At 61.5% G+C, this 23,753-nt stretch carries 19 protein-coding genes; 16 read left to right on the top strand and 3 right to left on the bottom strand.

Annotated elements, in window-relative coordinates:
- Positions 1 to 5: 5 nt before the first annotated feature.
- Positions 6 to 1,493 (bottom strand): NCS1 family nucleobase:cation symporter-1, encoded by a 1,488-nt coding sequence (locus tag M5G17_RS17400; RefSeq protein ID WP_273894156.1) that lies wholly within the window; start codon positions 1,491 to 1,493, stop codon positions 6 to 8.
- Positions 1,494 to 1,824: 331 nt separating this feature from the next.
- Between M5G17_RS17400 and hydA the strand changes: the two genes are divergently transcribed.
- The 3 genes from hydA to preA all read left to right on the top strand — a co-directional run bounded on the left by hydA (position 1,825) and on the right by preA (position 6,033).
- Complete coding sequence (gene hydA / locus M5G17_RS17405; protein ID WP_273894157.1) at positions 1,825 to 3,270, top strand: dihydropyrimidinase; 1,446 nt, start codon at positions 1,825 to 1,827, stop codon at positions 3,268 to 3,270.
- A 121-nt stretch (positions 3,271 to 3,391) separates the two neighbouring features.
- Positions 3,392 to 4,759: an NAD(P)-dependent oxidoreductase gene (locus M5G17_RS17410; RefSeq protein ID WP_273894158.1), complete on the top strand. Its 1,368-nt coding sequence runs from the start codon at positions 3,392 to 3,394 to the stop codon at positions 4,757 to 4,759.
- The gene (gene preA / locus M5G17_RS17415) at positions 4,756 to 6,033 is read left to right on the top strand and encodes an NAD-dependent dihydropyrimidine dehydrogenase subunit PreA (RefSeq protein ID WP_273894159.1); all 1,278 of its coding nucleotides are present in this window, start codon (positions 4,756 to 4,758) and stop codon (positions 6,031 to 6,033) included. Before M5G17_RS17410 ends, preA begins: the two co-directional genes overlap by 4 nt.
- Before the next feature lie 55 nt (positions 6,034 to 6,088).
- Here preA and M5G17_RS17420 read toward each other — a convergent pair whose 3' ends face one another.
- The gene (locus M5G17_RS17420) at positions 6,089 to 6,718 is read right to left on the bottom strand and encodes a LysE family translocator (protein WP_273894160.1); all 630 of its coding nucleotides are present in this window, start codon (positions 6,716 to 6,718) and stop codon (positions 6,089 to 6,091) included.
- A 123-nt stretch (positions 6,719 to 6,841) separates the two neighbouring features.
- Between M5G17_RS17420 and M5G17_RS17425 the strand changes: the two genes are divergently transcribed.
- Entirely contained in the window at positions 6,842 to 7,225 is a 384-nt protein-coding gene (locus M5G17_RS17425; RefSeq protein WP_273894161.1) for a DUF2784 domain-containing protein, read from the top strand.
- Here the strand turns inward: M5G17_RS17425 and tam are convergent.
- Entirely contained in the window at positions 7,222 to 7,986 is a 765-nt protein-coding gene (gene tam, locus M5G17_RS17430; protein ID WP_273894162.1) for a trans-aconitate 2-methyltransferase, read from the bottom strand. The genes M5G17_RS17425 and tam overlap by 4 nt on opposite strands.
- 118 nt (positions 7,987 to 8,104) lie before the next feature.
- Between tam and M5G17_RS17435 the strand changes: the two genes are divergently transcribed.
- The 12 genes from M5G17_RS17435 (at position 8,105) to M5G17_RS17490 (ending at position 23,744) form a co-directional block, all read left to right on the top strand.
- On the top strand, positions 8,105 to 8,584 hold the full coding sequence (locus tag M5G17_RS17435) for a GNAT family N-acetyltransferase (protein WP_273894163.1): 480 nt from the start codon (positions 8,105 to 8,107) through the stop codon (positions 8,582 to 8,584).
- Positions 8,585 to 8,724: 140 nt separating this feature from the next.
- The gene (locus tag M5G17_RS17440) at positions 8,725 to 9,477 is read left to right on the top strand and encodes a WG repeat-containing protein (RefSeq protein WP_273894164.1); all 753 of its coding nucleotides are present in this window, start codon (positions 8,725 to 8,727) and stop codon (positions 9,475 to 9,477) included.
- Between the two features lie 104 nt (positions 9,478 to 9,581).
- A complete protein-coding gene (locus M5G17_RS17445) occupies positions 9,582 to 10,565 on the top strand; it encodes a fimbrial protein (RefSeq protein WP_273894165.1) in 984 nt (327 codons plus the stop codon).
- A 54-nt stretch (positions 10,566 to 10,619) separates the two neighbouring features.
- Positions 10,620 to 13,439 (top strand): ATP-binding protein, encoded by a 2,820-nt coding sequence (locus tag M5G17_RS17450; protein WP_273894166.1) that lies wholly within the window; start codon positions 10,620 to 10,622, stop codon positions 13,437 to 13,439.
- The gene (gene pvrR / locus M5G17_RS17455) at positions 13,426 to 14,613 is read left to right on the top strand and encodes a response regulator cyclic di-GMP phosphodiesterase PvrR (RefSeq protein WP_273894167.1); all 1,188 of its coding nucleotides are present in this window, start codon (positions 13,426 to 13,428) and stop codon (positions 14,611 to 14,613) included. The genes M5G17_RS17450 and pvrR overlap by 14 nt, the downstream gene beginning before the upstream one ends.
- Positions 14,614 to 14,701: 88 nt before the next feature.
- Positions 14,702 to 17,911: a hybrid sensor histidine kinase/response regulator gene (locus M5G17_RS17460; RefSeq protein ID WP_273894168.1), complete on the top strand. Its 3,210-nt coding sequence runs from the start codon at positions 14,702 to 14,704 to the stop codon at positions 17,909 to 17,911.
- A gap of 41 nt (positions 17,912 to 17,952) precedes the next feature.
- Positions 17,953 to 18,600, top strand: a complete 648-nt coding sequence (locus tag M5G17_RS17465) for a response regulator (RefSeq protein ID WP_273894169.1) — start codon at positions 17,953 to 17,955, stop codon at positions 18,598 to 18,600.
- A gap of 94 nt (positions 18,601 to 18,694) precedes the next feature.
- Positions 18,695 to 19,282, top strand: coding sequence for a fimbrial protein (locus tag M5G17_RS17470; RefSeq protein ID WP_273894170.1), 588 nt, complete (start codon positions 18,695 to 18,697; stop codon positions 19,280 to 19,282).
- A 74-nt stretch (positions 19,283 to 19,356) separates the two neighbouring features.
- Entirely contained in the window at positions 19,357 to 20,106 is a 750-nt protein-coding gene (locus M5G17_RS17475) for a fimbrial biogenesis chaperone (protein WP_273894171.1), read from the top strand.
- A gap of 85 nt (positions 20,107 to 20,191) precedes the next feature.
- A complete protein-coding gene (locus M5G17_RS17480) occupies positions 20,192 to 22,777 on the top strand; it encodes a fimbria/pilus outer membrane usher protein (RefSeq protein WP_273894172.1) in 2,586 nt (861 codons plus the stop codon).
- 56 nt (positions 22,778 to 22,833) lie between these two features.
- Positions 22,834 to 23,508 carry a class I SAM-dependent methyltransferase gene (locus M5G17_RS17485; protein ID WP_273894173.1) on the top strand — a complete coding sequence of 225 codons (675 nt, stop codon included), beginning with the start codon at positions 22,834 to 22,836 and terminating at the stop codon, positions 23,506 to 23,508.
- 17 nt (positions 23,509 to 23,525) lie between these two features.
- On the top strand, positions 23,526 to 23,744 hold the full coding sequence (locus tag M5G17_RS17490) for a DUF4287 domain-containing protein (RefSeq protein WP_273894174.1): 219 nt from the start codon (positions 23,526 to 23,528) through the stop codon (positions 23,742 to 23,744).
- The last annotated feature ends 9 nt before the right edge of the window (positions 23,745 to 23,753 follow it).

Raw genomic sequence — 23,753 nt, forward strand, 5'->3', positions numbered from 1 at the left:
GGCGGTTACACGGTAGGTTTGAGGTTGGCCGCGCGGGCCGCCCTGAGGCTGCCAAGGCCGTAGTAGATCAGCCCGCCCAGAGCGGAGCCGGTGAACCAGCCAAAGTCGTAGAACCAGCTGAAGGCGGTGCTGTGCAGCGACAGCAAGGTCAGTAGCACCGGCACACCGAAGGCGATGAAGCCGGCGGCGTTCCAGGCCGGGTAGACGTCGTCGCGGTACAGGCCGGCCAGGTCCAGGGTCTGTTTGCGGGTGATGAAATAGTCCACCACCATGAACCCGGCAATCGGCCCGAGCAGGCTGGAGTAGCCCAGCAGCCAGTTGGAATAAACGCTCTCCAAGCTCACCTCGCTGACGATCCAGCCGAGCTTTTTCAACAGCTCATGCCCCATCAGCAGCAAGCCCACCAGACCGGTGAGCAGCACTGCCGTGGTGCGGCCGATCCATTTCGGCGCCAGGTTCTGGAAGTCGTTGGTCGGCGAGACTATGTTTGCCGCCGTGTTGGTCGACAGCGTGGCGATGATGATCAGCGCCATGGCCAGCGCTACCCACACCGGGCTCTGGATATGCCCGATCAGGCTGACCGGGTCGGACACCGTCTGGCCTACCAGCGAGGCAGAGGCTGCGGTCAGTACCACACCGAGGGCGGCGAACAGGAACATGGTTAGCGGCAGGCCGAAGATCTGCCCGAGGATCTGGTCCTTCTGGCTTTTCGCGTAGCGGCTGAAGTCGGGAATGTTCAGCGACAAGGTGGCCCAGAAGCCGACCATGGCGGTCAGCCCGGCAAAAAAGTAGCCGTACACACTGGCCCCTTCGGGGCGCTTGGGCGGCTGGGCCATCAGCTCGCTGATCGAGACGTTGGGCAAGGCCCACACCAGTAGCCCAGCACCGACCAGCACCAGTAGCGGCGCCGACAGGGTTTCCAGCCACTTGATCGACTCGGCGCCACGCAGCACCACCCACAGGTTGAGGCACCAGAACAGCATGAAGCCGATCACCTCGCCGGTGCCGCCCAGGGCTTTCCAGTCCGCCGACAGCGAGCCGAGAAACAGGTGAATGGCCAGGCCGCCGAACATGGTCTGGATACCGAACCAGCCACACGCCACCAACGCGCGGATCAGGCATGGCACGTTGGAGCCGATGATGCCGAATGACGAGCGCAGCAGCACCGGGAAAGGGATGCCGTACTTGGTACCGGGAAAGGCGTTCAGGGTCAGCGGGATCAACACCACGGTGTTGGCCAGCAGGATCGCCAGCAGCGCCTCGCCCACGGTCAGGCCGAAATAGGCGGTGAGTACGCCACCCAGGGTATAGGTCGGCACGCAGATCGACATGCCGACCCACAGCGCGGTGATGTGCCATTTGTTCCAGGTGCGCTCATGCACTTTGGTCGGAGCGATGTCGTGGTTGTACCGGGGGCTGTCGAGAACGTCGCTGCCGGCGTCGAGTTCATACAAGCCGTCGCGTTCGCTCACCTGCGATCTGGTCTGCTGCATGGCCGCTCCACTGTTGTTGTGTTTTTGGGAGTTGGTTGCATTGCACGGGCATTGGGGCAATCACGGTTACCCATGAGAAATCTTGACCATTTCCACAAGCTGTCAAGAACGACAGGACCACTGGTCGTTTTCTTTCAGCACGGTAAAAACAATAAAATCCTTTTAAATCAGTTATTTAATATTCGAATAAGCATATAAATTAAATATTTGCCCTATCGAAAATCGCCGACTAGATTCAGTTCCTGACAGCTATGACAGGTTTTCACCTACGCTGAAAACAGTACAAAACCTAGAACCGGTAACAACCGGTCAAGCCTGCGAGGAGCATCTGATGACGCTTATGATTCGTGGCGCCACCCTGATTACCCATGAAGAAAGCTACCGTGCCGATCTGTTGTGTGCCGACGGCGTGATCAAGGCCATCGGCAATGACCTGGAGGTCCCGCCCGGTTGTGAAGTGATCGACGGCAGCGGTCAGTACCTGATGCCTGGCGGCATCGACCCGCACACCCACATGCAGTTGCCCTTCATGGGCACCGTGGCCAGCGAGGACTTCTACAGCGGCACCGCCGCAGGCCTTGCCGGCGGCACCACCTCGATCATCGACTTCGTGATCCCCAACCCCCAGCAGTCCTTGCTCGAAGCTTTTCACCAGTGGCGTGGCTGGGCCGAAAAATCAGCCAGCGACTATGGCTTTCACGTCGCCGTGACCTGGTGGAGCGAACAGGTGCGCGAAGAGATGGGCGAGCTGGTCAGCCAGCATGGGGTGAACAGCTTCAAGCACTTCATGGCCTACAAGAACGCGATCATGGCCGCCGACGATACCTTGGTGGCCAGCTTCGAACGCTGCCTGGAACTGGGCGCAATCCCCACCGTGCATGCCGAGAACGGCGAGCTGGTCTATCACCTGCAGCGCAAGTTGCTGGCCCAGGGCATCACCGGCCCGGAGGCGCACCCGCTGTCGCGGCCCTCGCAGGTGGAGGGTGAAGCGGCCAGCCGGGCGATCCGGATTGCCGAAACCCTGGGTACCCCGGTGTACCTGGTGCATGTGTCGACCAAACAGGCGCTGGACGAGATCACCTATGCCCGGCAGCAAGGGCAAAAAGTCTACGGCGAGGTCCTGGCCGGGCACCTGCTGCTGGACGAGGACGTCTATCGCCATCCGGACTGGCAGACCGCTGCAGGTTATGTGATGAGCCCGCCCTTCCGCCCGCGCAAGGAAGGCCACCAGGAAGCGCTGTGGGGTGGCCTGCAATCGGGCAACCTGCACACTACCGCCACCGACCATTGCTGCTTCTGCGCCGAACAGAAGGCCGCCGGGCGTGACGACTTCAGCCGCATCCCCAACGGCACCGCCGGGATCGAGGACCGCATGGCAGTGCTGTGGGACGAAGGCGTCAATACCGGCAAATTGTCGATGCAGGACTTCGTCGCCCTGACCTCGACCAATACCGCGAAGATCTTCAACCTGTTCCCGCGCAAGGGCGCCCTGCGCGTGGGCGCCGATGCCGACCTGGTGCTCTGGGACCCGCACGGCACGCGGACCATTTCGGCGGCCACGCACCATCAGCAGGTGGACTTCAACATCTTCGAAGGCAAGACCGTGCGCGGCATCCCCAGCCACACCATCAGCCAGGGCAAGCTGGTCTGGGCCAACGGTGACTTGCGCGCCGAGCGCGGTGCCGGGCGTTATATCGAGCGGCCGGCGTATCCGGCTGTGTTCGATCTGCTGAGCAAGCGCGCCGAGCATTTGCGGCCGACCGCCGTGAAGCGCTGAAAGAGCATCGCTGGCAAGCCAGCTCCCACAAGGTCCGGTACATATCTTAACTGTGGGAGCTGGCTTGCCAGCGATGGAAGGCAAAGCCTTCCCCAAAAAAATAAAAAAAGAGGAAACCACCGTGATCGATGCCCTCAACCACCTCCCCCGACCGTCGCAAAGCAACGCCACCCTCGCCGAGCACTTCAGCGACCTGGCCCCGCCGCTGAACGCGCGCCAGGCTGCCCTGGAAGCCTCACGCTGCCTGTACTGTTTTGATGCCCCGTGCGTCAACGCCTGCCCCAGCGAGATCGACATTCCCTCGTTCATCCGCAATATCCACCAGGAGAACGTCCAGGGTGCGGCGCAGAAAATCCTCTCGGCCAACATTCTGGGCGGCAGTTGCGCGCGGGTCTGCCCCACCGAGATCCTCTGCCAGCAGGCCTGCGTGCGCAACCATCACCAGGAATGCGCGCCGGTGCTGATCGGCCTGTTGCAGCGCTATGCCGTAGACCATGCCGAGTTTGCCCAGCACCCGTTCCAACGCGCCGCCAGCACCGGCAAGCGCATTGCCGTGGTTGGCGCAGGCCCCGCGGGGTTGTCCTGCGCCCACCGGCTAGCCTGGCACGGCCATGAGGTGGTGATCTTCGAAGCCCGGGAAAAAGCCGGCGGCCTCAATGAGTACGGGATCGCCAAGTACAAGCTGGTGGACGACTTCGCCCAGCGTGAAGTGGACTTCGTCCTGCAGATCGGCGGCATCGAAATCCGCCACGGCCAGGTGCTGGGCGACAACCTCAGCCTGGCCGAACTGCAACAGCAATTCGACGCGGTGTTCCTTGGTCTGGGTCTCAATGCCGTGCGCCAGCTGGGCCTGGCCAACGAGACCGCGCCGGGCATGCTTGCGGCCACCGAGTACATCCGCGAACTGCGCCAGGCTGACGACCTCACCGGCCTGCCGCTCGCCGAGCGCTGCATCGTCCTCGGCGCCGGCAACACCGCCATCGACATGGCCGTGCAGATGGCCCGCCTCGGCGCCCGCGATGTCAACCTGGTATACCGCCGCGGTGTCGAGGACATGGGCGCCACCGAGCACGAGCAACACATCGCCAAGGAAAACCAGGTGCGCCTGCTGACCTGGGCCCAGCCCGAGGAAGTACTGCTCGATGATCAGGGCCGAGTGCGCGGTATGCGCTTTGCCCGCACGAACATGGTTGACGGGCGCCTGCAAGCCACAGGAGAAACCTTCGAACTGGCCGCCGATGCCATTTTCAAGGCCATCGGCCAGGCATTCGATAACAGCGCCTTGAATGACAGCAGCGGCCAGCAGCTGGCCCGCGACGGCGAGCGCATTCGTGTCGACGAACAACTGCGCACCAGCCTGCCCGGCGTGTATGCCGGCGGCGACTGCACCCAGCTCGGCCAGGACCTCACCGTCCAGGCCGTGCAGCACGGCAAGCTGGCCGCCGAGGCTATGCATGCGCACCTGACGCTCAATGTGGAGGCTGCATGATGGCTGACCTGTCGATCGAATTCGCTGGCATCAAGGCGCCCAACCCGTTCTGGCTGGCTTCCGCACCGCCCACCGACAAAGCCTACAACGTGGTCCGCGCCTTTCAGGCCGGCTGGGGGGGCGTGGTCTGGAAAACCCTGGGCGAAGACCCCGCCGCGGTCAATGTCTCGTCGCGCTACTCGGCGCACTACGGGGTCAACCGCGAGGTCATGGGCATCAACAACATCGAGCTGATTACCGACCGCTCGCTTGCGATCAACCTGCGCGAAATCACCCAGGTGAAGAAGGACTGGCCCGACCGCGCGCTGATCGTGTCGCTGATGGTGCCGTGCGTCGAGGAATCGTGGAAAGCCATCCTGCCGCTGGTCGAAGCCACCGGCGCCGACGGGATCGAGCTGAACTTCGGCTGCCCTCATGGCATGCCCGAACGCGGCATGGGCGCGGCGGTCGGCCAGGTGCCGGAGTACGTCGAGCAGGTCACCCGCTGGTGCAAGAGCCACTGCTCGCTACCGGTAATCGTCAAGCTGACCCCGAACATCACCGACATCCGCCAGTCGGCCCGCGCCGCCCATCGCGGTGGCGCCGACGCGGTGTCGCTGATCAACACCATCAACTCGATCACCAGCGTCGACCTCGAACGCATGGTCGCCCTGCCGATCGTTGGCGACATGAGTACCCACGGTGGCTACTGCGGTTCGGCGGTCAAACCGATCGCCCTGAACATGGTCGCCGAAATCGCTCGCGACCCGGCCACCCAGGGCCTGCCGATCAGCGGCATCGGCGGCATCGGCAGCTGGCGTGACGCTGCCGAGTTCGTCGCCCTGGGCTGCGGCGCGGTGCAGGTGTGTACAGCGGCGATGCTGCATGGCTTTCGCATCGTCGAGGACATGAAGGACGGCCTCTCGCGCTGGATGGACAGCCAGGGCTACCGCAGCCTCAAGGAATTTCAGGGCCTCGCTGTGGGCCACACCACCGACTGGAAGTACCTGGACATCAACTACCAGGTGGTGGCCAAAATCGATCAGCAGGCGTGCATCAACTGTGGCCGTTGCCACATCGCCTGTGAAGACACCTCGCACCAGGCCATCGCCAACCTCAAGCAGGCCGACGGCAGCCACCGCTATGAAGTGATCGACGCCGAATGCGTGGGCTGCAACCTGTGCCAGATCACCTGCCCGGTGCAGGACTGCATCGAGATGGTCCACCAGGACACCGGCAAGCCGTTCCTCGACTGGCTGCATGACCCGCGCAACCCCTATCGCGAAGCGTCCTGAGGTACAGGGTAAAACAGCGAGGGAGGCTCATTGAGCCTCCCTCGCCTGTTTGCTCTCAGCGCAGATCACTGCGCCGATACAAACTCAACCCCACCGCCAGCGCTGCCAGCATGCCGGCGCAACTGCGGTTGATCCATTGCATGGTGCGCGCCGAAAACCGCCGCATGGCGTGGCGCCCACCATAGGCGTAGACGGCCATCATCACCCCGTCGATCGCCGCGCTGGTGATCGCCAGCACCAGGTACTGCTCGGCCACTGGCTGATCGGGACGAATGAACTGCGGCAAAAACGCCGAGAAGAACAGCAAGCCCTTGGGGTTGGACAAACCGACGAACAAGGCCCGCAAGAACGCCGAACGCCCGGTGGCACCGGCGCTGATACCGCTACGTTGCAAGGCGCTGGTTGGCGCACGCCAGAGCACCCAGGCCAGGTACAGCAGGTACACCGCACCCACCCACTTGACCACACTGAACAGCTGCTCCGAGGCCTGCAGCAGCGCACCCAGGCCGCAGCCCACCGCGGCAATCAACAGCAGATCGGAGAGCATCGCACCGGCCATGCCGAACCCCGCCACGCGCATGCCGTGGGAGGCGCCATTGTTCAGGGCCAGGAGCATGGCCGGGCCGGGGGTGATCATCACCGCGCCGGCGGCAATGACATAGAGCAGCAGGGTCGAGGCTTCCATCGCAGGCTCCGCAGGCAGAAAGACCCAAGCATGCCTTGGCCAGGTGGATCATGGCAATCGTGCCGGCCGGTGAATGCCTATATCATGGTGACTACAGGAACCCCCCGCAAGGAAGGAATCGTCATGCTGTACCGCCTGGGCGCCGATGGTCTGGTGCTGTTTCACTTGTTGTTCATTGTCTTCGTGCTGTTTGGCGGTTTGCTGGTACTCAAATGGCGCGGCGCAATGTGGTGGCATTTGCCGGCAGTGTGCTGGGGCACCGCCGTGGAGTTCTTTCACCTCACCTGCCCGCTCACCGCCTGGGAAAACCACCTGCGCCAGGCCTCGGGCCTGGCCGGTTACGAAGGCGGCTTCATCGAGCACTACATCTGGCCGATCATCTACCCGGCCGGGCTGACGCCGGGCATCCAGCTGGTGCTCGGCTCGGTGGTGGTACTGGTCAACGGCCTGGTTTACCTGCGTGTGGTGCGCCGGTGGCAGGCGCGGCGCCAGCAGCGCATTGCCTAGCGGGTGGCAACGATGAACAGCCGCGGAAACGGCAACAGCACCGTGCCATCGGCCGCAGGCGGATACGCCTGCTCCATGGCCTGCAGGTAGTACTGGAGAAAGTCTGCCTGCTCCTGGGCCTCCAGTGCCGCCAGGTACGGCCGCAGCGCCGAGCCCTTGAACCACTCCACCACCGCCGCCGCACCGCCCACCAGCGGGTGGTAATAGGTGGTGCGCCAGACATCGACCCGCCGGCAGTGAGGGCTGAGCACATCGTAGTAGTAGGCGGCGGTGTGCCGAGGCGGCAGCTTGAGGTCACCCACCTTGCTGGCCCAGGTACCAAGCTTGGCGATCTCGCGAATCTGCCGATGGGCCGGTTCATCGAGGTTGTCCGGGGTCTGGATGGCCAGGCTGCCACCGACCGCCAACTGGCGCACCAGGCGCGGGTATAGCACTGCGTGGTCGGGCAGCCATTGCAAAGAGGCGTTGGCGAGAATCACATCGACGCCCTGCTCGCTGCGCCAGCTACCGATATCGCCCACCTCGAACGCCATCTGCGGCAAACGCTGGCGGGCGGCAACGATCATGTCTTCGCTGCTGTCGAGGCCGCTCACCTGCGCCCCGGGATAGCGGCCGGCAAGCACTTGCGTGGAGTTGCCCGGGCCGCAGCCAAGGTCCACGGCGCTGGCCACCGCCTGGTTGGGCAATGCTGCCACCAGGTCGCGCACCGGGCGTGTGCGTTCGTTCTCGAAGGTGCTGTACTGCGCGGCAGACCAGGTCATCGCAGGTTTCCTTGTGTGGCTTTGGAAATTCGAACGTGGCCCTAGCATGCCGTGCGCTAACGCTGAAGGCCAGTTCCAGCTAACATGGGCGATTACCTCACCTGCCGGAAAGCCCGCCATGAGCCTGACCATCCGCCCTGCCCGACGCGACGACGCCGCCCAGATCCTTGCCTTCATCACTGAACTGGCCGACTACGAACGTGCCGTCCACGAAGTGATCGCCTCCCAGGCTGACATCGAACGCACCCTGTTCGATGACGGCGCCAAGGCCCTTAGCCTGATCTGCGAGCGCGACGGCCAGGCCATCGGCTATGCGGTGTACTTCTACAGCTATTCGACCTGGCTGGGGCGCAACGGCATCTACCTTGAAGACCTGTACATCACCCCGGAACAGCGCGGTGGCGGTGCGGGCAAAAAGTTGCTGCGCCATATCGCCGTCGAAGCCTGCGAGAACGGTTGCGGGCGCCTTGAGTGGAGCGTGCTGGACTGGAACGAACCGGCCATCGAGTTCTACAAATCCCTCGGCGCCCTGCCCCAGGATGAATGGGTGCGCTACCGCCTTGAAGGCGCGGGGCTTGAGGCCTTTGCCCGCGGTTGAATGGCTGGGCAAGGCCGGCGCGATCGGCTAAGGTGCGCGCCTTTCTCCTCTCTCGCCTTGCCAAGGAATGCACTCAATTGAAGGCTCTGTTTTGCTCCCTCCCGTTACTGTGCCTGGGCGCTGCCCTGACGGCTTGCAGCATGACTCCCGTCGATCCCATCAGCTTTCGTGAAAACGGCAAGTACGGGCTCAAAGACTCCACCGGCAAAGTCATTGTCGCACCGACCCTGGAGCTCCAGCCCACCTTTCACGAAGGCCTGGCGCCGGTGCGGATCGACAACAAGTGGGGTTTCATGGGCCGCAACGGGCAACTGCAGATCCCTGCCCGCTACACCAAGGTAGACGGCTTCTCAATGGGCCTGGCGGGTGCTTGCCTGACGCCCGAGACCTGCGGCTACATCGATACCAAGGGCCGCACAGTGGTGCCCTTCGAGTATGAACGGGTCGAGTACTTCCGAGAAAGCCAGGACGGCCTGGCCATCGTTAAAAAAGACCGCCGCTACGGCATGCTCAATCGCAAGGGCGAAGTGGTGATCCCGCTGCGCTTCAGCCAGCGCCCGTTGTGCCAGGATGGTTATGTGGTGGTCTACGAGAATGACCTGGGCGGGCTTATGAGCACTTCCGGCAAACAGGTTCTGCCCTTCCAGTACGACGGCATCGCCTACAACACCTGGGGCGGACGGTTGATCAACGACAATCTGCTGAGCGTGTCCAAGGAAGGCAAATGGGGATTTGTCGACCTCAAGGGCAAGGTGGTACTGCCGTTCATCTATGACAGCCGGGCTTTTTTCCGTGACGGTCAGGCCATCGTGAAACGTGACGGCAAGCACTACCGGATCGACCGCCAGGGTAACGAAACAGCGCTGGAATACGAACCGTTGAAGCTCCCCTGAGATGCGCGGGAGTATCGCGTGGCAATCTAAGAATTGCCTGATGTCCGCGGCAGATCACAGTGACTAGAGTGCCGAGCATCTTTTCACTGTGTACCCTCATCGCCATGGAACATTCCACCCGCCAACGCCGACTGCGCGCTGCCCTGACCATCGCTTGCGCACTCACCCTTGCAGGTACGACCCAGGCAAAGGCTGCCAATTGTAAATTTACCTATACCGACATGCACAACGTCACCGCGACGCTGAACTTCGGCACCCATTTGAATGCTGACAGTTTTACCATTCCCCGGGACGCACCGATCGGTACCCTGGTGTACCAGCAAAGCCTGAACTCGGCCGAACATATCTTCACCTGTTCGGCAGCATCGCGGTATGGCTTTACCATGAACCCCGCCCTGGGAGTTCCGGTCAGCAACACCTACCCCCTGGGCAAGACCGGGCTTTCCTTTCGGGTAGGTACGCCTCACCCAAACATCACCCATATGCCACCACCGTTTGCTATAGGCTCGGGTACCTACACGACCAACGGTGGCAACTACACCCTGGAAATATTCAAGTCCGCTGAGCTGGCATCGACAAACGAGGTGCCCGCAGGCTTTCTGGGCAATCTTCAAGCCACAGACCTGGTGTTCGTCCAGTTCTACCTGGCCAATCCGATCAAACTCAACACCGCTTCATGCCAGACCCCTTCAGTGCCGGTGGAAATGGGCAACGACTACAGCCTGCATGAGTTTGCAAAAGCCGGCGACGCCCCACGGCCAATCAAGTTCAACATCGCCCTGAATCAGTGCCAACGCGGCATCAAGAAAGTGACCTACCAACTCAAGGCCACCACTGCGGTCATCGATTCAAGCAAGGGCATCGTGGCATTGAATGCCAGCTCGACGGCCAAGGGCATCGGCCTGCAATTGATGAACGAGGCCGGTCAGCCGATCGCCCTGGATACGCCGTACACCTTCAGTGGCTTCGACCCCGGCGGTAGCGACTTCAAGATTCCGTTGTCCGCCGCCTATTACCGCCTGGCCGAAGGTCGTCTTGAAGCAGGCAGCGCCAACACCGCAGTAACCTTCATCATGAACTACCTGTAGCCATTTAAGGATCGTCTGATATCGCCCGCACTTCTGCCTGCTTAGAGTGCCGGCATGAGATTGAAGACGTACCTGCATCAGATCAACCCGATCCTTTCCACCCCCCATGCGGCGCGGCGCTTATTGCGCATTTTCGCCCTAGTGCTGCTGGTTGGCATTCTGGGAGGGGTCTACAACTTTCTGTTGTTCACCTTCACCAATGAAGTGTCGCAACGCCGCGGTTACATGAGCAGCGCCATTGCCGAAGCGCATACCTTCTTCACCACCCGCCAGGCTCTGCTCGAAGGCCTGAGCCTGTCCGCTACCCGTAAATCGCGAACGCCTCCACCAGCCTCCGATGAAGAGATCCACCTGCTGCTGGGCACTACCCTTGGCAAGCAGTGGCGTATCGGCTTGACCCAGCGCATGCGCGACAACCTGAAAGCCAAGCAGGTCAATCTGCTCTATGTCAGCAGCGGTAGCCACGCCCAGGTGAAACGTCTGTACACCGCAACCACGATGCCAAAGACTTTCCCCCAGGCGATGCTGAACCGCCTGGAAACCCTCAAGCGCGACAATACAGCGCCCCACGAGGAACTTTGGCTGACCCACCAGTCGGCCCGGCATTCACAACTTTATATTTTCATCCGTCTGGACGCGCGTGACGTCAACTCCGGCTGGTTGGGGCTGGAAATGGATGGCAGTAAAGTCTCCAGTGCCTTGAACGATCAAAGCGCGGGCGAGTTCCTGATGTTCAACGCCCAGGGCATGCTGCTGTTCAGCAACAGCCACAGCCCGCACTTGAGCCAGAACCTGTTGCAGCTACAGCGCGCGAACTTCTTTGGCCTGGTCGGTGAAGGCTGGCTGCCCGATCATCTGGTGATTCGCAAACAACTCAAGTCATCCGATTGGCAACTGGTGTACTTCATCAGCCTGCAAGCGCTGCTTGCAGCACTCGTACCACAACTGGCAGGCGCCCTGCTGTTCTGCCTGCTCAGCATCAGCCTGGTATGGCTGCTGATCCGGCGCCTGGAGCTGCGCTTCATTAACCCGACGATTCACCGGATCCAGGCGGTGGTCGAAAGCGAGTTGTTCAGCCGCGATGTGATCCAGACCGCCCCCGTGGCCCTGTGTGTACTGCGCCGTAGCGACGGTCAGATCGTCCTGGAAAATACCCTGTCGCAACAATGGCTGGGCCAGGGCGATGAGCGCAAGCAGCTGTGCCCAGGCTGGATTCGTCAGGCCTTCAACAGCCCATCGGCGACCCTCACCGACTATTTTCAAACCGCTGACGGACGCCACCTGTACTTGAGCGGTGCGCCGAGCCGCTACAAGGGCGAGGAGGTCCTGCTGTGCGCCTTCAGCGACATCAGTGCGCGAACCCAGATCGAAGAGGCCTTGCAGCAGGCACGGCAGCTGGCTGATGCCGCCAACGAAGCCAAGACCTTGTTTCTGGCCACCATGAGCCACGAAATCCGTACGCCGCTGTATGGCGTGCTGGGCACCCTGGAGCTGCTGACGCGCACCCCGCTGGATGTCCAGCAGCGCGATTATCTGCGGGCGATCGAAGGCTCCTCGGCGACGTTGTTGCAACTTATTTGCGATGTCCTGGACGTGTCGAAAATCGAAGCGGGACAGTTGGTGCTGGAGTCCAACGAGTTTTCCCTGTTGGCGCTGGTTCAAGAAAGCCTCCACGGCTATGCCGCCGCCGCGCGCAGCAAAGGCTTGCTGCTGTACAGCTGCCTGGACCCGAAGCTACCGGAACGGGTTAATGGCGACGCCACGAGGATCCGCCAGATCCTCAACAATCTGCTGAGCAATGCCGTGAAGTTTACTGACGCCGGACGGGTGGTTCTGCGGGTCAGGCTGCTGTGCCAGGAAGGCGAGCGTAGCACCGTGCAATGGCAAGTGTCGGACACCGGCAAAGGCATCAGCCAGGACGACCAGGCGTTGATCTTCGACCCCTTCTATCAGATCAACGGCAACGCCAATGTCGTGGCCGGCACGGGCCTGGGCCTGCCCATCTGCCAGCGCCTGACCCATTTGATGAACGGCAGCATCCAGATGGTCAGCGAGCTGGGGCTGGGCAGCAGTTTTTCTTTGACCCTGCCGTTGGAGCAAGCCTTGAGCAGCAACGCACCCAGCGCCATGAGCGCATTGCTGCCGGAGGTTATCTATGTGGTTTCACCGATCCGTGAACTGGCCGAGGCCATCAGTGGCTGGTTGCGGCGCTGGGGCGCCCGCCCACACATCGGGCGCCCGCCACGGGCGGAATTCGCTGCGCAAAGTGTGCTGATCGAACTGCACGCCAACGCATTCGAGCAACGTCTTGAACCCCAGTGGCGTGGGCCGCTGGTGCTGGCCAGTGCTGATGGCAGCAACGAAGCGCAGATCATGTCCGGCGCGTGGAAGGTCAACCTCAACGACTTGCTGGCCATTCACCAGGCCGTAAGCCTGGCTCAGGGACTGTGGGTGGCAACGCCTCAGGAGGCACTCGAGCTACCCGACCTCAAACCGCTGGGGCTGCACATCCTGGTGGCCGAAGACAACGTTATTAATCAACTGATCCTGCGCGATCAACTCGAAGCGCTTGGCTGCACCGTGGCGTTGGCTGCCAATGGCAAAGAGGCGTTGTCACTCTGGCGCCACGGGCAATTCGATGCGGTCCTGAGCGACGTCAACATGCCTGGTCTCAATGGCTACGAGTTGGCTCGCAAGCTGCGCGACCTGGGTTGCACGGCGCCGATCATCGGTGCCACCGCCAACGCCCTGCGCGGTGAAGCGGCCTTGTGCCTGGCGGCCGGCATGAATCACTGCCTGGTCAAGCCGTTCACCCTCAGAGACCTGTTCAACTATCTGGCGCCTTATGAAAGAACTGCCCATGAAGCCCTGTAGCATCCTGATTGTCGAAGACCACCCGTTCCAGCATCTGTACGTGCAGCACCTGTTCAGCGAACTGGGTGATTTCCACCTGGAGGTGGCAAGCGATGGCGCAGAAGCGCTCGCACGCTTGAAACGGCGTGAGTTCGACCTGGTCCTCACTGATCTGCTGATGCCCGGCATGGATGGCGTGCAATTTATCCAGGGCCTGGCAGCCCTGCGCTGCAGGCCCGCCCTGGCAATCATGAGCGCGACCTCACGACGGATGATGATGGCTGCCGGTCTGGTAGCCCGCAACCTGGGGGTAAGGGTCATCGGCCTGATCTCCAAGCCGGTACAAGTCACTGCGCTGCGTAGCCTGACAGAGCAACTCCTGGGCTTGCGCAACACCGTCCTGCCCGCGCCTACCCCGGGCTTCGAACGTCAGGTGATCCTCAATGCCCTCGACAATGGCCAACTGCAAGCCTGGTTTCAACCCAAGAAGGCCCTGGCCAATGGTCGCATCGTTGCAGCCGAAGCGCTGGTGCGCTGGATGCACCCCGAGTACGGTGTGCTGCTGCCGGGCATGTTCCTGACCGCGCTCAAGCTGTACGGCCTGGAAGAACGCCTGTTGTGGCTGGTGTTGGGGCAGGCGATCAAGGCCCAGGCGCAATGGCGGACGCTGGGTTATGACATTCCGGTGTCGATCAACCTGCCCACGCACCTGCTCAACAGCCATGACCTGGCAGATCGCATTCTTGAGTTTGTGCGCAATCAACACGGCGTGCCGGGTAGAATCTGCTTTGAGCTGATGGAGTGCTCGGTGCCACAGGACATGAGCAACTTCTACGCCGGCGCCTGCCGTTTGCGGATCATGGGGTTTGGCCTGTCACAAGATGATTTCGGCAAAGGCTACAGCTCCTACATGAACCTGGTGTCGACGCCGTTTACCGAGTTGAAGATCGATCGGGCGCTGGTCCAGGGCTGCAACGAAAACGAAGAACTGGCCCAGGCCTTGACCAGCATTGTCGCGTTGGGCCGGCAACTGGGGCTGACCGTGGTGGCCGAAGGCGTGGAAACCGCGCAGGAACTTGCTCTGTTGCGTAAAATTGACTGCACTCAGGTTCAGGGCTTCCTGATTTCCCACGCTGTGTCTTCGAGTCAATTCCAGCAATTGTTGACCCATGACGGTCCGGCGAGCGCCTATTGACCCGAACCTACAGGCTTATGATCGTCTATCGCTTCGAGGTCACCGTGCATAACCACTTCGCACTCACTCGCCACCGGGTGGCCGCTTGATGAATCAACCCAATGCCTTCTTCGAGAGGCTGGCCAATAGTTCACTGCGCTTGCACACCGGCCTGACTGTACTGTGTGCAACCGCTCTGTTGCTGATCGGCATCAGCTATTGGGGGGTGCAACGCACACTCGAAGAACAGCACGACACCGTGCGCTTTCACTTTGCCCGGCTACTGGAGAACCTGCGCGAGCAGGAAGCCTTCCTCAACACCGTGTCCGTGCAAACCGCCGTGGGTGACCTACCGGCTGCAGTCGCCACGCCCCTGGCGTTGCAACAGGCACTGCCCAATGAAGGCCCTGATATCGTTAAAGGCCAGCAGCATTCGTTTTCCTTGCCCTTCAGCGTGAAGATCGACGGGAAAATGGTTACTGCGAGCCAACATCCGAAAATCTACACCCTCGGAGCGCACCTGGCCGATTACTACAGCGCCTTCTGGTCTGCCTCGCACTTTCAGTCACCCCAGGTGTTTCTGTTCAACGTTCCGGACAAGTTCGACATCGCCGTGCCCGCCGCTGGCCGGCTGCGCGACGCCGGCCAGATACAGGGCGGTACGTTCGCCGAGGTGATGCAGCATGTGCTGCAGCGCCTGCACGACAACAATCCAAAGCCACTGGACGGTCGGGTGCACTGGGTGCAATACAACACAGCATCCGATAACGAGACCACCGCGTCCGTACTCGGTTACATCAATATCGATCTCTCCTCGACCCACCTGGATATCCAAGGCGCCACCCCTTGGGTAGTCGTCGCTTCACTGCTGAACCTGTCTCAGGTCAACGACGTCGAGCGGATCATGCAGTGGTCGATCTATGACCATTTCACCCTGATCGCCCCCTCTGGCCAAGCACTGATCGGCACGGTAAAGCCGCAGGTGCATCTGCATGAAGGGCTGAATTTCAACAGTGACGGGCTGGTGTTCAAGGTGTCGAGCGCCGGCGAGCGGCCCTGGTCGGGGATCTACGTCATCAGCGTGAAAAGCTTCCTCAATTACGCCCGCTGGCCGTTGCTCGGCCTGTTGCTGGCGCTGCTGGCGGCGTTGGCCGGTGGTTGGGCATTCAATCGCTGGTACAAGCGCCGGGTCGTGCTGCCGGCTCACAGGGCCCACGAGAGCATCGCTGAAAGCGAGGCGTTCAGCCGCGCCGTTATCGACTCGGCGCCTACCGGCCTGTGCGTGATACGCCGCAGTGACCACAGCGTATTGCTGGAGAACCAGCGTGCCCAACAATGGCAGGACAGCGCCAAGCTGATCAGTGCCCTCAACCGCCAGCACGATCTTATCCACGCCGGGCAGACCGACCTTGAGAGTGACGGTCGGCACCTGCATGTCGACTTCATCTCTACGCGCTATCACGGTGAGGACGTCTGGCTTTGCGCGATCCACGATGTCACCCGCCGGGTCGAGGACGCCGCCGCGCTGGAAGAGGCGCGCAAGGACGCAGATTCGGCCAACGAGGCCAAGACCCGGTTCCTGGCCACCATGAGCCACGAGATCCGCACGCCGCTGTACGGCGTTCTGGGCACCCTGGAACTGTTGGGTTTGACAGCGCTTGAACCTCGCCAGCGGCAGTACCTGGACACCATCCAGCGCTCTTCGGCAACCTTGTTCCAGTTGATCAGCGACGTGCTGGATGTGTCGAAGATCGAATCCGGGCAGATGACCCTGGAAGCCCAGGACTTCTGCCCCCTGGAACTCACCGAAGACACCTTGCGCACCTACAGTGCCTTTGCGCAGGCCAAGGGCTTGCAGCTGTACGCCTGCATTGACGCCAAGCTCCCTGACCGGGTGCGTGGCGATCCGCTGCGCATCCGCCAGATCCTCAATAACCTGCTGAGCAACGCCATCAAGTTCACCGAGCACGGGCGGGTGGTGCTGCGGCTGCGCGTGGTGGAGCAGCATTGCGAGGAAGTTGGCCTGCAGTGGCAGGTCAGCGATTCGGGCATCGGTATCTCCCAGGCCCAGCAGAAGCAGTTGTTTGATCCGTTCTATCAGGTTCACGATGCCTCCAGTGAAGCGGGCGCAGGCTTGGGACTGGCTATTTGCTGGTGGCTATGCGAATTGATGGCAGGCCAGCTCAAGGTGGTCAGCGAACCTGGCCTGGGCAGCAGCTTCTCCCTGCAACTGACACTTGAACAGCAACCGGGCAAGCTGGCCGATTGTCCAGATTTGCAGGCAAGCGCTGCGCAGGTGTGCGTGCGCGCCCCAACCCAGGAGCTGGCACAACACCTGTGTGCCTGGCTCAACCGCCTGGGCGCCCAGGCCTGGCCCGCTGGCGCCGAGATGAAACCGGCAACGGTCTCGACATTGTTGGTAGACCTGTTGCCCGCAGACAACCAGGCACCCTGGCCCGGTACACGGATTATCGCCACCGCCGGTGCGCCAAATCCGCCACAGCACTCGGCCCATGGCTGGGATGTCGATGCCCATGATGTGCGGGCGATCGCCTGGGCCGTGTACCTGGCGCAGCAAGGTGCCAATCCCCAACATCAGTTACCGCCGACACACCAGGCCCTGCCCCTGAACCTGCGGGTGTTGGTGGCCGAAGACAACCCGATCAACCAGGCCATCATCGAAGAGCAGCTGCAAGCCCTGGGCTGTGTGGTAACGGTGGCCGACAACGGAGAACAGGCACTCGCCCAGTGGCGGCCCGGGTTGTTCGACCTGATTCTGACTGACGTCAACATGCCCATCACCAATGGCTACGAACTGGCCTCGGCGTTGCGCCAGCAAGATAGCCAGGTGCCGATTATCGGGGTCACGGCCAATGCCCTGCGCGAGGAAGGTGAGCGCTGCGCTGCCGTGGGCATGAATGCCTGGCTGGTCAAGCCGCTGACCCTGCAGACCTTGCGCACACAATTGCTCAAACACTGCAAAGCCGAGCAGGTCCTCAGCGCTAGCCTGCCTCCAATACCACAACCGGCCTCCCCCCCACTGCAGCTGTCAGCAAAAATGCGTGAACTGTTTGTCCGCACCCTGCAACAGGACATGCAAGACACTCTCGCGGCGCTGGAGCGTGGCGATGCCGACGGCGTTGCACAAAAACTTCACAGCATGGCCGGATCACTGGCCGTGGTACATGCCGCCGAGCTTGCACAGGCCTGCGCAGAACTTGAGTGCCGCCTCACCGGGCTGAACATCACCCCGCCCCTGGCACTGGCGGTACGCAACATCCTTGAACAGCTGAGCGCTCTGCTGCTCAGCGTTGAATGATCAACCCCGTATTTTCAATAACGCTTAAGGATGACCAGGTCATGGAGAAGTTAAACGTTGTCATCGCTGATGATCACCCGATCGTGTTGCTTGGCGTACGCGAGTTGGTCGAGCGCGATGTGCATTTTCGTGTAGTCGGCGAAGCCGTCAGCTCCGACGGTCTGGTCGCACTGCTGGAGCAACAGTCGGTAGACCTGATCATCACCGATTTCAACATGCCCGTGGACTCCCCCTACGGCGATGGCCTAAAACTTGTGGGCTATTTGAAGCGACGCTTTGCGGACGTGCAGATCCTGGTGCTGACCATGATCAGCAACCCACTGATCCTGACCCGGCTGCATGAACTGGGCGTGCTTGGGGTGATCCAGAAAAGTCAGTTGCACAACGACATTGAAGCCGCACTCAAGGCCGTCGCCACGGGCAAGCCGTTTCGCAGCGCCGGGGCTGCGCGAACCTCGGTGGTGGAATCCACCTGCGCCCTGGACGAACGCTTTGCCCGGCTCTCGCCCAGGGAACATGAAATACTGCGCCTGTTTGTCGCCGGGCTGAGCGTCAACGACATCGCCCGTATGCAGAATCGAAGTACCAAGACCATCAGTGCGCAAAAGGTCGCCGCCATGCGTAAACTGGAGGTCACCAGCAATCAGGACTTATTGGCCTATTGCCTTGAACGTAAACTGTTCGACTAGGCTTATAAGGATCGTCTGATTCTTGCCGCCCGGTGTCCTTTGTATTGTGTTCCTGCACTTACATGCAGCACTTCAAACACATACGGACATCACGATGAAAAAGTTCACCCTGGCATTCATGACCCTGTCGATCCTCGCCGCTACCGGCAGCGCATTCGCCGCCGACCCGATGCCGACCAAAGCCGGTTCCGGCACGATCAGCTTCACCGGCCAAATCAACAATGACGCCTGTTCCGTGCAGGGCTCGGACCTGAACAAGTCGATCTCCGTGCCACTGGGCAACGTATCGATCAAAGACATGGGCACTGCCGCTGCGCCAATCGGCAACGGTACACTGAGCGCCGAAAACTTTGACATGAAGATCAACTGCAACAAGGGCACCAAGGTGTCGATGATCTTCCAACCCAAAACCGGCGCCGGTTCCGGCCTGGTCGAGGGCACCAAGGTGCTGCGCCTGATCGACGGCCTGGGGGCTGCGAAGAACGTCGGTATCGCCCTGCTCGATGCAAACGGTGCGTTGATCGACCTGACCTCGGACGCCACCGCGCGCGTCGAAAACACCCTGCAGGACGGCAACACCTCGCTGAAGTTCTCCGCCGCCTACGTCACCACTGGCGCCCTGGACACGGTCGTCGCCGGTCGCGGTGATGCCACTCTGCCGTTCGTTCTGCAGTACGAATAACCCCACTGCGGGTTTGACCTGGAGCGGGGTCTGGCTGCCCCGCTCTGTCTCTTTGCAATAACGCGGTAATCATTATGTTGCTACGTCACCCCCTCAGCTTTTGCCTGGGCATTCTCGGCATGCTCGTGCTCACCCAGGCCAGCGCCGGTATCTCTTTGAGCGGCACCCGCCTGATCTTTGATGGCAAACACAAAGAGGCAGGCATCACCGTACGCAATAGCGGTGAAGATGTGTTGATCCAGTCCTGGGTAGACCGCGATGGTTCTGACACCACACCAGCGCCTTTCGCGGTTACCCCACCCCTGGCACGGGTGCCCGGCAACGAACAGCAGTTGCTGCGGGTGATCTACGAGGGCACCGGCATGCCGACGGATAAAGAGTCGGTGGTCTGGCTCAATGTCCAGGAAATTCCTCAGGCGGCGAAAACGCAAAACACCTTGCAGCTCGCGGTGCGCCAGCGCATCAAAGTGTTTTTTCGCCCGCAAGGCCTGAGCAGCAACGCATACCTTGCCCCCACACAACTGCAATGGACAGTGCTTGAGCAGGCCGGGAAAACCTACCTGAAGGTCGAGAACCCCGGTCTCTACCATGTGTCCATGGGGGATATAACACTGCACTCAGGCCAAACCACGGCAACCGTCGTTGACTCGGTCATGGTCGGGCCAGGTGAGCTCAAAGAGTTCCCGGTCAAGCAATTCAATAGTGCAGGTGCTGCGCAGTTGTCCTTTACCAGCATCAACGACTATGGCGCACAAGAGCGTTACGCCACGCCACTGAGCAACACAGCGCCAGCAACCGCCGAGCTGATCAAAGCGTCGCCTTGACGCGCCCATTGGGTTGCCCACTACCTCTCCCGCACTTTACTTCGCTCCGCTCGGTTTCGTATCGGGGGTGATATAGGTTCTTTGCATGTCTTTACTCACTGGCTGCAGACTTGCTCATGGCGTTCACCCTGGCAAGCGATCGTCTTCGCCTGCTGCCTTTTCAACCCCCTCGACGCTTGGCCCGCTGTTTGTTGCCCTGGCATCCTGCCTTGGCCCTGATGCCAGCGCAGCGACCGCCAACGACCTTGAGCCAGAGCAGGTCGAGCAATTCAACACCTCGTTTCTGCAGGGCGCCCCCTCGTCGGTGGACTTGCAGTTGCTGCTCTCGTCCAGCAGCGTATTGCCGGGCACGTACCGGGTCGACCTGTACAGTAACGAGATGCTGGTAGGCCGTCGTGATATCGATTTCCGGCGCCATCCCGATAGCGGCAAAGTCGAAGCCTGCCTGACCCTGGACATGCTCGAGCAATTGGGCATCGACATGAAAAAACTCGAGGCCGCCGGCAAACTCGACCTCAATGAACCGCAGGCCTGCTACGACCTGCCGGCGTTGATTGCCAAGGCTACCCAGCGTTATGACGTCAGCCGCCTGCGCCTGATGGTCAGTGTGCCGCAAATTGCCCTGCAACGCGGGATGCGCGGGTATGTCGACCCGGCGTTGTGGGACCACGGCGTACCGGCTGCGTTTATCAACTATCAGTTGAGCAGCAGCCGCAACAGCACCGACAACGCCACCACCTTTTCCAGTAACCTGGGGCTGCGCAACGGTATCAACCTGGGCGCCTGGCGACTGCGTAACGAGTCGAACTTCAGTAGCAGCACCGGCCAACCCAACAGATTCAAGAGTAACCGCAGCTACCTGCAGCACGACGTGACCGCGCTGAAGGGGCAATTCAGCGCCGGCGAGATCTTCTCCGACGCCGAGGTGTTCGACAGCGTGCGTTATCGCGGCCTGAAACTGGCCTCGGATCAGGGCATGCGTGCCGACGGTGAGCGCGGCTACGCCCCGATCATCCGTGGCGTGGCACAAACCAGCGCCACCGTGGAGATCCGCCAGAATAACTACATTCTCTACACCGCTAACGTTCCGCCGGGCCCATTTGAAATCAGTGATCTCTACCCCAGCGGCTCGAACGGTGACCTGCAGGTGACCATCATCGAAGCCGATGGCACGCGCCGGGTCACGGTGCAGGCATTTTCCAGCCTGCCAATCATGGTGCGCGAAGGTCAGCTGAACTACAGCCTCTCGGCAGGCCAATACAACAGCAATAGCGAAGGCCTGGCCACGCCACAGTTTGTTAGCAGCACGCTGGCCTACGGCATCAGCAGCAACCTGAGCGGCATCCTCGGGCTCCAGGTCACCGAGAACTACCAGGCGCTGGCACTGGGTGCCGGGCGCAATACGGCCATTGGCGCCGTGTCTGTCGACCTCACCCACTCAAGCAGCCGCACTCCGGGGCAATCGGTCCGGGGCAACAGCCTGCGGGCGCTGTACGCGAAAACCTTCACCGGCACCGACACCAGCTTCACCCTGGCTGCCTACCGCTATTCGACCGAGGGTTACCGGACCCTGACCAACCATGTCGAAGAGCTCGACAGCGACAGCCAAAGGCGCACCGGCAATTCGAAAACCCGTACAGACCTGACCATCAACCAGAGTATCGGTCGCAACCAGCAATATGGCAGCGTCTACCTCAATGCCAGCGATCAACGCTACTGGGGCCGGGGCGGCTCCCAGAGCCTGTCTGCCGGTTACAGCAACTATTGGGGGGAAGTGAGTTACAACCTTGACGCCACCTACAGCAAAGACGTCGGTGATTTCGGCCCCTCGAACAACGACACCCTGTTCAACCTGTCCGTGTCATTCCCGCTGGGTTCCAAACCTCGCGCGCCACGTGCCTTCGTCTCCGCCAGCACACAGAAAGGCAACGACACCGCGCAAGTAGGCATCAACGGCTACCTGTCAGAAGACAGCGACACCTATTACTCGGTGCAAGGCGGCAACAGCAGCACCGGCGGTAGCACCGCATCGGCCAACATCAACACCCGCACCGCTGTTGCCGACATCAGTGCCGGTTACAGCCAGGGCCGTGGCTACAACTCCCAGAGCCTCAACCTGGCAGGCTCCATCGTCGCCCATGGTGGCGGCATCAACCTTGGCCAAACGGTGGGCGAAACCTTCGCACTGGCCCAGGTCCCCGATGTATCAGGGGTCAAGATTGGCAGCTACAGTGGAGCCGAAACCGGCGCCAATGGCTATGCGGTGGTGCCCAACGTGCAGCCCTATCGGGTCAACTGGATCAGCCTGGACACGCGCGACCTGGACACCGGTATCGACATGGACAATGCGACCCAGCAGGTCGTGCCACGCCGTGGCGCCGTGGTGCTGGCCCGCTATGCCAGCAAGAGCGGCAGGCGGGTGCAATTTGAACTGTTCGATGCCCAGCATCAGCCAATCCCGTTCGGTGCATCGCTTGAAGACCAGGCAGGCAAACAGCTGGCGATCTCCGACCCCAGCGGCAAGGCGCTGGCTTTGATGGAAAACGACGCTGGCGAGTTGCTGATCAAATGGAATGAACAACACTGCACCGCCGCCTACGCGCTACCCGAGCGCAACCCGGCGCTGAACTACGAACGCGTGCCATTGGTGTGTCAAGCGGCCTTGCCCTGATCGCGGGAGCAGGAACTGTTCTATCCTTGACCCCATCGACGGCTGCGGATATCCACATGTACCCCCCGGACACCAGGCTTTTGCAAAGCTGGCAGCACAACGCGCACGCCTGGATCGACGCCGTGCGCAGCGGCGCCATAGACAGCCGCCAGCAGGTCACCGACCAGGCTATCCTGCTCGCGGTGCTGGGCCGTCAGCCAGCACGCGTGCTGGACCTGGGCTGCGGCGAGGGCTGGTTGCTGCGGGCGCTGGCCGAGCGGGGCATCGAAGCCGTCGGGGTGGATGGCGACCCGACCTTGGTTGAAGCGGCGCGCAGCGCAGGTTCGGCGGCCGTCTATCTGGCCGACTACCAGGCACTGGCCGAGGCCACGGTGGATCTGGGCCACGACTACGACTTGATCTGCGCCAACTTCGCCCTGCTGCACCAGGACATCATCCCCCTGCTCTGCGCCATGAACACCCTGCTCGCCCCCGGCGGCGCCCTGGTGATCCAGACGCTGCACCCCTGGACGGCCAGTGCCGGCGATTACCAGGATGGCTGGCGCGAAGAAACCTTCGCCGGTTTCAAAGGCCAGTGGCAGCCGATGCCGTGGTACATGCGCACCTTGTCCAGTTGGATCACTGCCCTGGACATGGCGGGCTACAGGCTGCTGGGCCTGCAAGAACCGCAACACCCGCAAAGCGCGGTGCCGCAGTCGTTGTTGCTGATCGCGCAACCCTACTCACCCTAAAAGACAGGATGTACAGCATGAGCGATGCGCCAAAAGTAAAAGGACCAGCCTCGTACTTTCCCTCGATCGAGCAAAAGTACGGTCAGCCCATCAACCACTGGCTGAGCCTGCTCGGCACCCTCAGTGGCAAGAAGCACATGGAACTGGTGGCCTGGCTCAAGGCCGAGCATGGCCTGGGCCATGGCCACGCCAATGCGCTAGTGGCGCATTTTCTGGCGGCGGCAAACAAGCCATAGCGCCGCCGT

This window comes from Pseudomonas rubra (assembly GCF_028656935.1).
GTDB classification, from domain to species: Bacteria; Pseudomonadota; Gammaproteobacteria; order Pseudomonadales; family Pseudomonadaceae; genus Aquipseudomonas; species Aquipseudomonas rubra.